Genomic DNA, 14,456 nt, shown 5'->3' with positions numbered 1-14,456 from the left:
TACTTAGGTAAAACGCAGGACACCGCGCAGAGTTCAAGCTGAGCCGTTAGGCCCAATCGCGCAGCAGCGCTAGGCCTTCGGGCCAGTCGCCGTGGCCGCTGGATACGTTGATGTGGCCAGCGTCGCCAATTACGACCAACTCGCTGCCCCAGGCCTCGGCAAACTGCCCGGCGCGGGCTGCGCTCACCCAGGGGTCGGTGGTGCTCGTCACTACTTTGCTCAGAAAAGGCAGCCGCAGCAACGGTAGAGGCGCAAAGCCGGTAGGGGCAAGGGTAGCGAAGGCGTCAGTTTCTACATCAACCGGAGCCACTAGTAGCGCGCCCTTGATGCGGTGGCCGTAGGTGTTGGCCCAGTGCGCCACCGTTGCGCAGCCCAGACTGTGAGCAATGAGCACGACTTGGTTGAGGTCTTCGCCCGCTAGGGCTTGCTCTAGCGTTGCGACCCACTCGGCGCGGTCGGGGGCATCCCAGCTGCGCTGCTGAACGCGAGTGAAATCGGGGTATTGACGCTCAAAAAGCGTTTGCCAGTGGCTGGGGCCCGAATTACCCAGGCCGGGCACAATGAAAAAGCGAGTGGAACTTTGCATGGCCGAAGGTAGAACGCCTACTACTTAGCGCTTCAGTTCAAATTCTTGCACCTGCCCGCTGCGGCTGCGTACTACCACGCGGTAGCGGCCGGGGGCTAGGGCCAAGGCCGTGGCATCCGCTTTGGTAGCTAGCTCGATTATATCGACCGGCACGGCTTCGGCGGGCTCGCCGGCTACGTAGGCCAGCACCTGGCAGGGATAGGGCACCTGCACACGGCTGGCAACCGCTACCGGCTGGCGCTTGGCAGTAAATAACCAAGTGGGTCGGCCCTGTATGTAGGCAGCCGGCGGGTGGTACACATATGCATCGACGCTCATATACTTGTCGGCGGTACTGAAGGGCCGGCCCCGCGCATCGAGCAACACCGCGCTCTCGCGCATGGGCTGCGGCTGGTAATAAGGGTTACCAGCTCCCTCACTGAGAGAGGTTTGGTCTACGGTAAACGGGTCGATGCCTGTGTACTCGCGCAGGTAGCTGGCCAGCCAACGCGTTTGATCTTCGGGGTCAGGCTGCTCGCTAGCGTGGCTGTAGCCGCAGTGCACTACTATTTTGGCTTTAGGGTCGGCTAGCAGAATATGCTGAATATTGCGAGCCTGAGCCATTTCGCGGGCTCGAATGCGGGCCACCCAGTCGCCCTCGCGGCTAAAGCCGTAGTTGTAGCAGCGTAGTTGGTAGCCTTGACGCTGGGCGGTACGCAGCAAGTTGCCAAAGTTAGGCTCACCTACGTAGCTGCCAGTGGCCTGCACGGGGTAGCGGCGAGCGGCCCAGTTCAGCGAGTCGTCCTCTAGCAAATCCTCTACGGCTAGGTAGTGATAGCCCTGCGCCGCCAGCTCGGGTAGTAGCGAGGCCGTGAACGCCCGATGGCGCGGCACATGGTGAGCCTCATTGATAATAAGGATGCGCTCGTGCTGGGCCCGCTTCAGAATGTAGGCTTTGGCATTGGTAGGGCGGTAGGCAGCAAAGGCTAGACTATCGGCGTGGGGCAAGGGGCGCGGGGTGGGCACTACGCCTTTTTCGTGCGCCACTAGTGCCGCTTGGTAGCGCCCGATGCGAGAGTATTGCCAGGCGGCTTGCTGATTTTGGTCGGGCTGGGTGCGCAGGGTAGCCGCAATGTCGTCGGCAAACACATACGGTGAGGCGGCCTGCTGGGCGTGGGCCGAGGCGCCAGCCAGCAGCAGGGCCACAAGGACAAGTTTTTCCATAGCAGCTAGGTGGCTAAAAGCTAAAGCCTTGAATATAAAATTCTCCCAATACTACAACACACCGGTATAGTATCCGCTTATTACTACCGCCCCACGTGGCTGCCTTACCTTGCCTTATCCCATGAAACTCCTCACCGCCGCCCAAATCCGCGAGCTTGACCAAGCCACCATCCGCGAGCAGCGCACCACCTCGACCGAGCTCATGGAGCGCGCTGCCACCGCCGTGGCCGAGTGGCTGCTCGGGCACTACGACCCACACACGGCCACCGATGTGCTGCTGCTGTGCGGCCCCGGCAACAACGGCGGCGATGGCCTTGCGCTGGCCCGCCTGCTCTACTACGCCGGCTACGCCGTGCGCCTGGCCCTGCTACCCGCCGAGAAGTACTCCGACGACTACCAGCACAACCACCACGTGCTGCCCAAGGTCATTCCAGTGCAGGAGTTGGCCGCCGATGCACTGCCCGACATTCAGCCCACTACTCTGGTCATTGACGCGCTATTTGGTACCGGCCTTACGCGCCCCCTCACCGGGCTGCCCGCCAACGTAGTGCGGCACCTCAATGCCAGCCACGCCCGGGTGGTAGCCATCGACCTACCCAGCGGGCTGCTGGCCGACGCCCCCCAGCCCGACCCGGAAGCGCCCGTGGTGCGCGCCATGCACACCGTCAGTTTTGGCTTGCCCAAGCTGGCTTTCTTGCTGCCGCAGAATGCCGAGTACGTGGGCGAGTGGCACCTCGAAGACATTCGCCTGAGCCAGCAGTACATCGACCACGCCGATACGCCCTGGCACTTTACGCAGTATTCTAAGCCACTGCCCGATGGCTGGGCTGCCCCGCACGCCGTGCCGCAGCCCGAGCTGCAACTACCTAGGCGCAATAAGTTCGCCTATAAAAATACCTTCGGCCACGCCCTGCTACTGGCGGGCAGCCGGGGCAAGGTGGGCGCGGCGGTGCTCAGCGCCGGAGCCTGCCTGCGCGGCGGCGTGGGCCTGCTAACGGTGGCCGTGCCTGGCTGCGGCTACGACATCATCCAGACTACGCGGCCCGAGGCCATGTGCCTGCCCGACCCGCAGGCCGATTTCATCAGCGAGTTGCCCGACCTGAAGCCGTACCAGGCCATTGCCATCGGCCCCGGCCTGGGGCAGGACGACGCCAGCCGCGTTGTGCTCGAAAAGCTGCTGCGCGAAGCCAAAGTGCCGCTCGTCATCGACGCCGACGCGCTTAATCTCCTAGGTACCCACCGCGAGCTGCTCGACCTGCTGCCCGAAAACACGGTGCTCACGCCCCACCTAGGCGAGTTTGCGCGCCTCACCGAGAAGACCCAGGACGACTACCACCGCCTCGACCTGCTGCGCGATTTTGCCCGGCGCCACCGCTGCATTGTGGTATTGAAGGGTGCCTACACTGCCACGGCTGCACCCGATGGGCAGGTGTACTTCAACGGCACCGGCAACCCCGGCATGGGCACCGGCGGCAGCGGCGACGTGCTCACGGGTCTACTCTTGGCCCTGCGCGCCGACCAGCGCCTCAACCCATTGCTGGCCACGCGCCTGGCTGTGCTAGCTCACGGGCGCGCCGGCGACTTGGCCGCTGCCCACACTGGCGAAGCTGGATTGATAGCGGGCGACTTAGTGCAGCACATCGGGCCCGCATTGCGGGAGTTGGAAGGCTGAGTTGTGAGGATAGACATGTAGTTTGGAGTTCGCAGCCCAAGCTGCATGGCTACTGCAAGCAAGCGGCTGACAGCATATAAGTAAATAAATACTTTAGGATTGCAACCTCTTGGCAGTCATACGGGCTCTATTGAGTGCCCCGCTTTTGGGTGGGGCTACTTTGTCATTTTCCTTTAGCCTGACTGCCACATGAACCGACTACTACCTCGCCCATCGAGCTGGGCCCTGCTGCTGGGGCTGCTTACCCTGCTAGCCTGCACCCGCCAAGACCCGGAGCCCGAAAACACCGTTTCTTACCTGGTGTATGCTGCCTACCGGCCCCTGCTGCTGACGCGCAGCACGCTCGAAAGCTCGGTGGCCACTGTAGCGCCCCAGCCGCTGCACAATACTGGCAAGATTTACTTGCGCGGCGCCTATGTATTTGTGAATGAGAAATACGAGGGTATCCACGTTATCGACAACCGCGACCCGGCCAGCCCTAAGCCGGTGAGCTTCCTGCGCATTCCGGGCAACGTGGACCTGGCCGTGCGGGGCAACCTGCTGTATGCCGACAACGGCCCCGACCTGGTTACCATCGACATCAGCGACCCGGCCAATGCCAAGCCTACGGGACGCGTGCGCAACGCTTTCCGCGAGTTGCCCATGCCCGAGATGGGCCCGCTGGAAGAAGCCTATCAAGTCGGCAAGCGCCCCGCCGATGCCGTGGTAGTGGGCTGGCATAAGCTGACTGCCAGCGAAGTAATTCCCTACCGGGTGACCTATCGGAACTGGGGCCCGATGTTTTACAGCAATACGCTGTCCAATGCTTCTAGCGCGGCCCCGGGTGCCACCACGGGCAAAGGCGGCTCGCTGGCTCGCTTTGCTATTCTGGGCCAGACTCTTTACACCGTAGACGACAATAGCCTACGCTTGTTTGACCTGCAAAACCCGGCTGCACCAGTGGCGAGCAAGCAGGTAAACGTCGGGTTTGGCATTGAAACAATTTTTCCGCAGGACCACTACCTATTCCTAGGTACGCAGTCGGGCATGTACATCTACGATGTAGCCACGCCCACCAACCCGCAGCGGGTGAGCTTCTACCAGCACCTGATTAGCTGCGACCCGGTGGTGGTAGACGGCCGCTACGCCTACGTGACCCTGCGCACGGGCCGCACCTGCGGCGGGGGCATTACCAACGCACTCGAAGTCATCGACCTAACGAACCTTAGCCGGCCTACCCTGGCCGCTACCTACCCGCTGACCAACCCGGGTGGCCTAGGTATTGAAAACAACCGCCTCTACGTGTGCGACGACGGCCTCAAAACCTTTGATGCCAGTAAGGCCCCGGCCCTCACGCAGCTCCAGCACTTCACGACTAATATCACCGACGTTATTCCGAATGGCGACTACCTGCTGGCCATCGGGCCGGGTGGCCTCTACCAGTACCGGGTTGGTAGCACCAGCTTGCAGCAGGTGAGTATGCTCCCGGTTTCGCCTACACTGTAGCATGCCAGCGTTTTCCTTATTAAGCCAGCCAGCGGGTGCCTGCTGGCTGGGCTGCCTGGCCCTAGGGCTGCTGGGCGGGCGAGCCCACGGCCAAGCGCCTAGCGGCTGGGTCCTCAAAGCCACACCTCAGCACTTGGTGCTAAGTGGGTTTTGGCTTGAGGCCGAGCACGCCCGGCCCGGCCACCCCACCCAAACGCTCACGGTGGGCCCGCAGCTATACTGGGGGCCCACCGGCCGTCCCGACGCAGCCCCCGACCCCAACCGCCGCCGTTACAACGACCTGGTGCGGGGCGCGGGCCTGCAGGGGCAGCACCGCTTTTATCTGGCGGCCCCTAGGGCTGGCCAGTCTTTCGCCACGGGCTTGTATTTGGGTTATAGCCCACAAGTGCAGTTCTTCCGGCTTCACTTTTCGCAAGGCGACCAGTGGCACGAGGAAACCGGACCGGGCGGCCTACCCTACCTAGTATACGGCCCGCTGCGCTACCGCGAAACGGTGCTGCGCTACGGCGTAGCCGCCCAAGCTGGCTACCAGCTAGCACTAGCAAGCTGGGCCCTGCTCGATGTGTACGCCGGCGTAGGCGTCCGCAAAAGTCACTTTTGGTCAGCGCTCGATGAAAGCCAGTTTCGCAGTGGGCCTTCTGACTATGCGCACCAAGGCATTTACTTTCCGGCGGGCTTTAAGCTGGGCATAGTACTATAGCTTCCCCAATAGGCCACCTAGGGCCTGGTGCCGGCACCAGGCCCTAGGTGGCCTATTTACTGCCGGGCAATGACATGCCCTCCTTCCTACAGCAGGAACACGGCCGCGGCCTGCACCAGCAGCACTCCATCGGCGATGAGGGCAAAGAAATAGTCGCTCCGCGTATCGCGCGATACGGCGATAACCCAGGCGGCCAAGGCCGCAGGCAGCAGCACTACCAGCAGCGGCGAGCCCCGCCACAAGCCGAGGGCCACCGAAATACTGAGCAGCACCAGCGCCACGGTTTTGGCGCCGCCCAGGCCCAGCACCACGGGCATGGTGCGCAGATTAGTAAGCCGGTCGCGACTAAAGTCACGAATATCAAACACAATGGCTAGCCCCGACACCAGACAAAACCGCTGTGCTAGCAGGAGCGCCAGGGGGGCCAGCGGCCGGTGCAGCGCCAGCGCGGGCAAGCCCACCGTCACGGCCGCCCACACGCCGCCAATCAGGAACACCTTGAGCAATGGTATTTCGCGCACGGCCCGCCAGCGGCCGCGCCAGGGCAGCAGCGGCAGCGAGTAGCCCAGGGCCAGCGCGGCCAGCGGCAGCAGCAGCGGCAGGTAGTGCAGCCAGCCCCCTACCAGCAGCAGCCAAGCGCCACCTAGGGCCGCCAGGCCGGCCAGCGTGGCTAGACCCCAGCGGTGGCGGTGCTGCCAGGCCTTGCGCCCCGAGGTGCCCACCGGCTGCCGGTGCTTGAAGGGCAGGGCAGCATCGAGGTTATAAGTGAGCAGCGTGACGGCAAACACCAGGGCCACTGCCTGCCACCCAGCTCCTACGAAGCCACCCGGTAGCTCGTGCAGCACCCCTGCCGTTTGAGCGGCGGCGGCGGCGGCCAGCCACACGCTGCTGTAGAGCAGGGCATCGAGCAGGCGCAGAGGAAGAGCGCGACGGGGCGACATGAGAGCAATCAAACGAACCTAACAAAAGAACGTCAGGCCGCCCGGAAAACCCGGGCGGCCTGACGTTCAAGCGGAGCATGGCAAGGCTTACGCCTGCTGGTGCTCGGCGCCAAAGGTTTCTTCGTACAGCTTCACGCTCTCGTTGATGATGCGGTAGGCATCTTCGCGACCTAGGAACTGCTTTACTTCTACGTGCTTCTTTTCGAGAGCTTTGTAGTCTTCGAAGAAGCGCTGCATTTCGAGCATCATGTAGGGCGGCAGGTCGGCAAGCTCGTTGTAGTGGTTCACGCTCACGTCGTGGGCGGCCACTGCAATGATTTTATCGTCTTCCTCGTCTTGGTCAAGCATCTGCATCACGCCGATTACTTTGGCCTCTACTACGCACATGTGCGGAATATCAACCGAGCATAGCACCAGGATGTCGAGCGGGTCTTTGTCGTCGCAATACGTGCGCGGAATGAAGCCGTAGGCGGCGGGGTAGTGCACGGCCGAGAACAGCACGCGGTCGAGCTTTAGCAGACCGCTGTCCTTGTCGAGCTCGTATTTGCCTTTGCTGCCTTTCGGAATTTCAATAATGCCGGTCACGGTTTCGGGCAGGTTATCGCCGCGCGATACGTCGTGCCAGGGGTTAAAATGGGCCACGTTGAATGGGGGGAGGGGTGAAAGAAGGGGAAATGGGCTGGCAATTACGCGACAAAGATGCGATGGATGCAGCCCTAGGTCGAAAAAAGCTAGCGCTACGGCTATCTATTTCAGCAGCAACTAGCTTTTTCCTGCTTAGCAAATAAGATTAGGTTACTTCATTACCTCCGTCAGTGGCACGCCGGTGCAGCCGCTGGGCTCCTGAATGTGCAGGTAGCGGGCTACCGTGGGGGCAATGTCTACAATTTTAACATTCTTTGCTGACTCGCCGTGGCGCACATGCCAGCCCCAGAACAGCAGTGGCACGTGCGTATCGTAGGCCCACGAGGCACCGTGAGTGGTGCCCTTCACCACGGGATAGCCGTATGCTTCGAGCCAGCCGGGGGCCAGCACGGCCAGCACATCGCCCGAGCGCGAGGCGTAGAACCCATTTTGCTGGAAATAACCCAGGCCCTCGTTCCAGCTGCCGTGCAGCAGGTCGTGGGCCGTGATGGCCTCCGTAATGTGCGGCTGCGCTCGCAATATGTCGGCCACTTCTTCCTGCACCTGGCTTAGGTTCAGCTTTTTCTGGGCAATGAGCGGACGATTGAGATATATCTGTTGGTTTTCGTAGCTCAGCACCCACTGGCCGGGGCCGTGCTGGCGGGCCAGTACGCGCTGCACGGTATCGCGCACGATGGCTGGGCCCACACCGCCGCCCGGCAGCCGGTGGGCTTGCAAGAAGCCAGGCGCCTGGTCGGCGGCGTGGTCGGCGGTGAGGAATACCAGCGCATTGCCCTTGCCTACTTGCTTCTCGACGCCAGCCAGCAAACGGGCCAAGTCGCGGTCGAGGCGCAAATAAGTGTCCTCAGTTTCGATGGCGGTAGTGCCAAACTGGTGGCCCACATAGTCGGTGCTGCTGAAGCTCACGGCCAGGAAGTCGGTTTGGGCACCTAGGCCCATTTGCTCGGCGCGCAAGGCTTCGAGGGCAAAGTCGGCCGTGAGCGAGTTGCCGAACGGCGTGGAGCGAACGAGGTCGAGGTTTTGGGAAGTGGCCTTGGCGGGCTTTTCGCCAGCCGCGCTCATGGTGGCAGCCACTGTTGTAGGCGTGGCGCCGCTCAGCACTGGCAGGTCGTGCGGAAATACGGGCTTGGCCTCGCCCTTGTAGGCCGATTCCCAGGCCACGTCGTCGGCCGTGCTTTCAGTATACTCGGCAATGGGCAGCAGTGTGGTCCAGGGCTTGCTGAGGTACTCGGCAGCGTGGCCCGCGGCGTTAAACTTCTGCACCCAGGCCGGCAGCTCCTTAGTATAGAAGGTACTGCTCATGAAGGCGCCGTTGGCACCATCGTACCAGTAGGCGGCGTTGGCGGCGTGGCCGGCGGGCAAGATGCTGCCCCGGTCTTTCATGCTCAGCCCGATTACCTTACTCTGGAAGTTGGTGGCCAGGCGCAGCTCGTCGGTAATGGTGGTGGTAAGCATGTGCGCGGGCGACATCTGGCCCGCGGCGGCCGAACCGCCCACAGCCTGCACCGTCTTATCGTCGGTGACATAGGTGCCCTTGCCGACTTCGCGCTCGTACCAGTTGTTGCCCACGATGCCGTGGTTGGCGGGCGTGGTGCCCGTGTACACGCTAGCGTGGCCCGGCCCGGTGTAGGTGGGCACGTAGTTGTAGTGGCAGCTCTCGTAGCTAAAGCCCTCACCTAGGAGGCGTTTGAAGCCATCCTTACCAAACTTATTCCAGTAGCGGTAGAGGTAGTCGTAGCGCATCTGGTCAACCACAATTCCCACTACCAGCTTGGGGCGCTCGAGGGCCGCGCCCTTCTTCTGGGCCAGCGCCGGCAGCGCGAGCATCGACAACAACAGTATTTTTTTCATGCAGTAAACCGTAAGAACCGGTGGGCAAAGATACCGGGCCACCCATTTTGGCTGCACGGCACTGCATTACGGTAGGTTTATGACTGCATAGTGACCTAGGGTGGTTAGCGGGCTAACCTAGCCGTGCAATGCCCGCTGACTCAGCGATACAATCACAAATTGATTTTCACGTCCACGCCCTCGGAATAATTGCGGAATTTCAGAAGTAGCGTATTAGTTTGTGCATCCCAGGCGTGCGTGGCAGGCTCAGCTGTGCCGCTGCGCGTTACGGCTACTTTACCTGGCTTGCTGGGTAGCAAGAGGCGCATTACGTTGTTGGTGTTAGCGGGACTTTTGGTAGCAAACGACACGCTGGTAGGCTGCGCGTTGAAATCGTAGACTCGGCAAGCGGCGGCTAGCACCTTGGGCAGCTTGCGCTCGGTGGGCGCGGGCAGCCGGTATAAGAATGCCTGCTTATTGGGCGCCACCGACTTAGACTGTAGCACGGGCAGCTCGGGGTCGTACAGGTCCAGCAGAGGTCCTTGAATGACTAGTGGCTGCTGGTCCTCGTTCTCGTCTAGCACCGCGGCCAGGGTGTAAGGGCCGCGGTCGAGTCGGTATGAGTTCTTAAATAGCAGCTTGCCTGCGCGGGCATCTCGCTCATACGCCTGCTGAACCTGCTTGATGAATGGCTGGTCGGCCTGCGGCTGCAAAACCAGTTCCTTAGGGTCGGTTTTGGTGATGTACACCTTGCCTTTGCCGTAAGCGTAGGCCGCATCCTGCTGGCTAGCGGGCAGCTGCATCAGTTGAAGCAAATGCGCCAGCGGCGTAGCGTAGTGCAGGCCGCCAGTGTTCCACCACTCTTTCACCTGCTGAAACGGGTCCGCATCCTTGCCATAATACACTAGCACGCCGCCAGCTTTTACCCAGGCCGCCAGCTTTTCGTGCACCAGCGCAGAGGTCGGCTTCATGTTAGCGTAGGACACGAGCAACACTTTGGTTTGCGCCAGGGCCTCGGGGTACCCTAGGTTCTCCATGTGCACTAGGTCTACGGGCACGCCCCGCTTGAAGAGCGGTAGCGCTAGGCCATAGAAATTGGAAAGCTGCGGGTCCTCGTACCCCTGGTGGGTCGGGAAGCGCTGAAACATCATCGAATTGCCGAGCAACACTGCCACACCCTTGCTGCCGCTGACCTGGCTGGCGGCCTTCGGCATGGTGTTCAGGGCGTTAATCATCACCTGCATCTGGGTGGCGTAGGCCGGCGCAATGGGCTGCGGCTCTGCCTTACCCTCGACCGGAAACTTACCTAGGTAGATGCGATTGGGCCACGGCATCACCTCAAAGTGGTTGACGGTCGGAAACATGAGCTCGGCCGTGAAGGTGGCCTCGTAGTTCTTCTTGTAATCATCCCAGCTCCGCACGCCATCTTCTATGGGGTCGGTCAGGAAGTAGACCGTCTTCTTGGTGGGCGCCGTCATTGACAGCACCGAGCTGTACTCTAAGAAGGCGTTTTCAAACACCCGCTCCTTCTTCACGCCGTTGAAGTAGTTGGGCACCCGGGCGGTGCCGGTCCAGACCTGAGCAATGTACCCATCCATGCCTGGCAGCGCGGCTAGGCTGGCTTCGGGGCTTACGATTTCCCAAGCCGAGTAATTGAGTAGCGAGTGCGTGGGTACAAAGCACTTTACCCGCTGGCCCTTGCTTTCGCTGCACGTCTTAATATATGAAAATAGTTCTTTTAAAGCTCTGAAGTACAGCTGGTACTTGAGCTTTGAGGACAGGTACGTGGCCTCCGGCGACTCATGCTGCGGCATCCAGGGAAAGTGGTAGTAGTCCTGCCACTCCTTCTTAAACGTTTCGCTGTAGCCGCCACGTGCCCAAAACTCGGGCTCTTCCAGGTAGATGGCCGTCACCCCAAAGTCAATGGCCCGCTTGACCTGGGTTTTCATGTAGTCGAGGTAGTGCTGCGAGGGCACCACATAGGGCACCGTGGGGCCGTGCATAATGCGAGTGCCATTGCGCTCTAGCTGAATATCTTCCGGGTGCGGCCGGCCATCAAACTTCCCCTCGAAGTAGGGCTGGTAATTGCCCCAGGCAATGCCCGTCATAAACTGCACATTGTAGCCCTTGCCTAGCCACGAAGCCGCCCGGGTCTGGAAGTCGTCGCCAATACCATAGAGCATCACAATATCGGACCGCACATCCACGGCAGCGCTCCACGGCTGGTCTATTTGAAACGAAGTGGTTTCAGCCTTGCCTGCCACCTGCGCCGCGGCTGGCTGCCCAAGCAGCCCACCCACGCACCATAACACCTGACTAATTTTTCTACGAAACGTCCAGCTGCTCATTGCTTTAAAAATTAGCGTCAACCCGCTTGCTCGACAAATAGCTAGCAGCAGTAACCTAGGGCCGGCAAGGTAAGCGCACGATGTGCTGCTGAAGCCTGCTGTGCTTGAGCTACCGGATGAGTACTACCTGAACAAAAATAGCTAGATAATACAATTAATGTTAAAATCGGCATACTCTTACAGTTGCCCAAAGTACATTACTCGGTTATCTCGAATAGAATGACTAGAACAAGCAAAACCCTGTTGACATGATAAATGAGCAGCACATTAAAATTTATCATATATAGCACCCACTTATATTTCTTAGAAAAATTAAATAATATTCATTAAACCTGCATTTCAACACCCGATTAAATACAATAAATTTGCCAATGCCAAACTGTGCAGTTACTGTAACTAAATCAGGAATTGGTCTAGCAGATTTTCAGTTGAAACTACTTTTTACCTTCTTGCTGGTATTGCTAGGCCTGCGCAGCTTTGCCCAGACCGGCGTAGCAGTACCTGCCTTGGCTCCTTGCGATGCCACCATGCAGCAATTTATGCAGCGCTGGAAAGTGCTTGGGGCCTCCGTGGCGCTGGCTAAGGATGGCAGGCTGGTGTATGAACGCGGGTTTGGCTATGCCGATGTGGCGCGCACCTTGCCCATGCAGCCCTACCACCTGCTGCGGGTGGCCAGCCTCTCCAAAACTGTCACGGCGCTGGCCATCATGAAGCTGGTAGAGGAAGGTAAAATCGACCTCTCGCACCCCGTATTTGGCCCGCAGGGCTACCTAGCCCCCCCCGCATACACCCAGGAAATCCGGGATGAGCGCCTCTACCGCATCACGGTGCAACAGCTGCTGGAGCACACGGCCGGCTGGGACCGCAGCGTTGGCTGCGATGGCTACGGCACTTGCGACCCCGTCGAGTTTCCGACGCACGTAGCTACTGTGATGGGCGTCGCCAACCCCGTGGGTGATTCGACCCTCATTCGCTACATGCTGCGCCAGGGCCTCAACTTTGAGCCCGGAACGCGCTTTGCCTACTCTAATACCGGCTACCTCGTACTGGGCAAAGTGCTGGAGGCCGTGACGCACCAGCCCTACGAAGCCTGGGTGCGCCAGCACGTGCTGCAGCCCAGCGGTGTACTCGAAGCCCACCTAGGCCGTAACCTGCTTGCCGCCCGCCACGAACGCGAAAGCGCTTACCAAAGCGCCTACTGCCTGCCCTCGTGCTACGACCCCGCGCAGCAGGTGCCCGCCGCCTATGGCGGCTACCAGCTGGAGGCTATGAATGCGCACGGTGGCTGGCTATTTTCGGCCCGCGACCTGGTGCGGCTGCTGCTGGCTACCAGCGGCTCCGGCTCGCGGCCCGGCCTTCTGTCGGCAGCCAGCTTGCGCAGCATGGCGCAGCCTTCGGCCGCGAATAGCTACTACGCCAAGGGCTGGATGGTGAACGGCGGCACCCAGTGGCACACCGGTTGCCTCGACGGCACAGCCAGCCTCATGATGCGCACCGCGGAGGGCTATACCTGGGCCATTTTGCTTAATATCAACAACAACTCAAGCCAGTTCTGGCAAGAGCTGACTGCGCTGGGCGGCAAGTGGCGGGCAGCCGTAAAAAGCTGGCCCACGCACGACCTATTTGCGCCCGCGCTAGCCGCCCGCGCCGTGCAAGTCGGCCAGCGGTCGGCTAGCCCCACCCAGCTCACCTGGGCGCCGGGGTCGGGCACCCACCGGCTGGTGCTGCTCAAAGCCGATGGCCCCAGCACGGCCTTCCCCACCGATGGCACCGCCTACCACGTAGCCAGTACCCTGGCCGATGGCACGCGTGTAGTGGCTATCGAGCGGGGCACCAGCACCTGGCTGCCCCCCCTCGACCCGCAGCGCACCTATTACGCTAGCGTGGTAGAGTATCGCCAAGATGCCACCACTGGCCACCACCCCGTATACACCCTCGAGGGCAGCCCGGCCGTGGTACTAGGCCCCGTCAGCAGCGCTCAGCAAGCGCTCGCGCTTGCCCCCAAGCCCGCCCGCTCCCCGCGGCGCCTAGGTAGTGTTCTGGCCGGCTTATTTTCTAAAGCGGCCCGCCCGCAGGGGCAGCTTGTGGCGCAAGGCGACTTGCCCAGCGAGCGTGCCACTACTAGGCAACAGCTCCCAGAATCCAGCCACAAGAGCACTTGGCCGTTTACAAGGCATTGATTGGCAAGCGAAAAAGCCTAGCATTAGGCTGGTTCAGGTACTGGCTTGGCGGGCGCTTCCATATAGGTGCCACACACCTTGCAGGTGCGCAGGTCGTCATTGGCCCAAAAGCGGTCCATGATGGGCGGCAGCTGGGCCACAATGTCGGTAATCTCGGCGTACTCCTCGTAGAGCTTATTGCCGCAGTTTTCGCAGTACCACTGAAAGCCGTCGAGCTCACCGGCCGTGCGGTAGCGCTCCAGCACTAGGCCCACGGTGCCGGCCGGGCGGCGGGGCGAGTGCGGTACGCCGGGCGGCAGTAAAAACATATCGCCGGGCCCGATGACAATATCCACAGGCTTGCCATCCTCGATGATTTTGACTGTCATCTCGCCCTCAAGTTGCCAAAACAACTCCTCGCCTTCATCCACGTGGTAGTCTTTGCGGGCGTTAGGGCCGCCCACCACCATCACGATAAAGTCTTTATTGTCTTTAAAAACCTGCTGGTTGCCCACCGGCGGCTTCAGTAAGTGCCGGTGCTCGGCAACCCACTTTTGAAAGTTGAAGGGACGCGAAACCATAGAATATAGAATTACGAATAGAAAGTGAGGAGGAGGCCGCGAGAAAGTGGGTAACTATGCTTTGCAGAAAAACTAAGTCACCTATTTCTGGCGGCGCCACAAGCGGCTACATACGTTTGCAGCACGTAAAGGAAGGCTTGCTTCGCCATTCCGCTCCGCAAGAATAACCGTTTCCTCCGCCACTCCAGCCGCCTTTCCCTAATACCTTCTTCTTACGTTACCCTGAACTGTGCCTGCTGCTCCACACCGTTAGTTAAGGCAAAGGTGCTACGCTTCATATTGGTACCCGCGAGGCCACCAGCGACT

Annotated in this window: 11 protein-coding genes; 4 read left to right on the top strand and 7 right to left on the bottom strand. The window is 60.6% G+C overall.

Annotated elements, in window-relative coordinates:
* Window positions 1–46: 46 nt before the first annotated feature.
* Together JAO77_RS12750 and JAO77_RS12745 are read right to left on the bottom strand one after the other, a co-directional pair.
* Window positions 47–586, bottom strand: a complete 540-nt coding sequence (locus JAO77_RS12750) for an RBBP9/YdeN family alpha/beta hydrolase (protein WP_198990751.1) — start codon at window positions 584–586, stop codon at window positions 47–49.
* Between the two features lie 24 nt (window positions 587–610).
* Complete coding sequence (locus tag JAO77_RS12745) at window positions 611–1,789, bottom strand: hypothetical protein (protein WP_198990750.1); 1,179 nt, start codon at window positions 1,787–1,789, stop codon at window positions 611–613.
* Window positions 1,790–1,910: 121 nt separating this feature from the next.
* On the opposite strand from JAO77_RS12745, the gene JAO77_RS12740 reads away from it, so the two are divergent.
* The 3 genes from JAO77_RS12740 (at window position 1,911) to JAO77_RS12730 (ending at window position 5,646) form a co-directional block, all read left to right on the top strand.
* Entirely contained in the window at window positions 1,911–3,461 is a 1,551-nt protein-coding gene (locus JAO77_RS12740; RefSeq protein WP_198990749.1) for an NAD(P)H-hydrate dehydratase, read from the top strand.
* A 189-nt stretch (window positions 3,462–3,650) separates the two neighbouring features.
* Window positions 3,651–4,946 (top strand): LVIVD repeat-containing protein, encoded by a 1,296-nt coding sequence (locus JAO77_RS12735; RefSeq protein ID WP_198990748.1) that lies wholly within the window; start codon window positions 3,651–3,653, stop codon window positions 4,944–4,946.
* Between the two features lies 1 nt (window position 4,947).
* Complete coding sequence (locus JAO77_RS12730; protein ID WP_198990747.1) at window positions 4,948–5,646, top strand: hypothetical protein; 699 nt, start codon at window positions 4,948–4,950, stop codon at window positions 5,644–5,646.
* A gap of 86 nt (window positions 5,647–5,732) precedes the next feature.
* Here JAO77_RS12730 and JAO77_RS12725 read toward each other — a convergent pair whose 3' ends face one another.
* From JAO77_RS12725 to JAO77_RS12710, 4 genes are all read right to left on the bottom strand, one after another.
* Window positions 5,733–6,587: a UbiA prenyltransferase family protein gene (locus JAO77_RS12725; protein WP_198990746.1), complete on the bottom strand. Its 855-nt coding sequence runs from the start codon at window positions 6,585–6,587 to the stop codon at window positions 5,733–5,735.
* Between the two features lie 87 nt (window positions 6,588–6,674).
* Window positions 6,675–7,229 carry an inorganic diphosphatase gene (locus JAO77_RS12720; RefSeq protein ID WP_144846364.1) on the bottom strand — a complete coding sequence of 185 codons (555 nt, stop codon included), beginning with the start codon at window positions 7,227–7,229 and terminating at the stop codon, window positions 6,675–6,677.
* A 153-nt stretch (window positions 7,230–7,382) separates the two neighbouring features.
* Window positions 7,383–9,083 (bottom strand): alkaline phosphatase PafA, encoded by a 1,701-nt coding sequence (gene pafA / locus JAO77_RS12715; protein WP_198990745.1) that lies wholly within the window; start codon window positions 9,081–9,083, stop codon window positions 7,383–7,385.
* A 152-nt stretch (window positions 9,084–9,235) separates the two neighbouring features.
* Entirely contained in the window at window positions 9,236–11,362 is a 2,127-nt protein-coding gene (locus JAO77_RS12710; protein ID WP_198990744.1) for a type 1 glutamine amidotransferase family protein, read from the bottom strand.
* 497 nt (window positions 11,363–11,859) lie between these two features.
* Here JAO77_RS12710 and JAO77_RS12705 point away from each other — a divergent pair, with 497 nt between their 5' ends.
* Window positions 11,860–13,590 (top strand): serine hydrolase domain-containing protein, encoded by a 1,731-nt coding sequence (locus tag JAO77_RS12705; protein ID WP_213019385.1) that lies wholly within the window; start codon window positions 11,860–11,862, stop codon window positions 13,588–13,590.
* A 23-nt stretch (window positions 13,591–13,613) separates the two neighbouring features.
* Here the strand turns inward: JAO77_RS12705 and JAO77_RS12700 are convergent, their stop codons facing one another.
* Window positions 13,614–14,150 (bottom strand): 3-hydroxyanthranilate 3,4-dioxygenase, encoded by a 537-nt coding sequence (locus tag JAO77_RS12700; RefSeq protein WP_198990742.1) that lies wholly within the window; start codon window positions 14,148–14,150, stop codon window positions 13,614–13,616.
* Window positions 14,151–14,456: the final 306 nt, after the last annotated feature.

Source organism: Hymenobacter sp. BT559 (assembly GCF_016427535.1).
Classification (GTDB): domain Bacteria; phylum Bacteroidota; class Bacteroidia; order Cytophagales; family Hymenobacteraceae; genus Hymenobacter.
This window is presented reverse-complemented; position numbering and strand designations above follow the sequence as displayed.

Bases quoted from the DNA above. Each gene is read 5' to 3' on its own strand.
- JAO77_RS12730 (WP_198990747.1), top strand. From the start codon at position 4,948: ATGCCAGCGTTTTCCTTATTAAGCCAGCCAGCGGGTGCCTGCTGGCTG.
- JAO77_RS12745 (WP_198990750.1), bottom strand. From the start codon at position 1,789: ATGGAAAAACTTGTCCTTGTGGCCCTGCTGCTGGCTGGCGCCTCGGCC.
- JAO77_RS12740 (WP_198990749.1), top strand. From the start codon at position 1,911: ATGAAACTCCTCACCGCCGCCCAAATCCGCGAGCTTGACCAAGCCACC.
- JAO77_RS12725 (WP_198990746.1), bottom strand. From the start codon at position 6,587: ATGTCGCCCCGTCGCGCTCTTCCTCTGCGCCTGCTCGATGCCCTGCTC.
- pafA (WP_198990745.1), bottom strand. From the start codon at position 9,083: ATGAAAAAAATACTGTTGTTGTCGATGCTCGCGCTGCCGGCGCTGGCC.
- JAO77_RS12750 (WP_198990751.1), bottom strand. From the start codon at position 586: ATGCAAAGTTCCACTCGCTTTTTCATTGTGCCCGGCCTGGGTAATTCG.
- JAO77_RS12700 (WP_198990742.1), bottom strand. From the start codon at position 14,150: ATGGTTTCGCGTCCCTTCAACTTTCAAAAGTGGGTTGCCGAGCACCGG.
- JAO77_RS12735 (WP_198990748.1), top strand. From the start codon at position 3,651: ATGAACCGACTACTACCTCGCCCATCGAGCTGGGCCCTGCTGCTGGGG.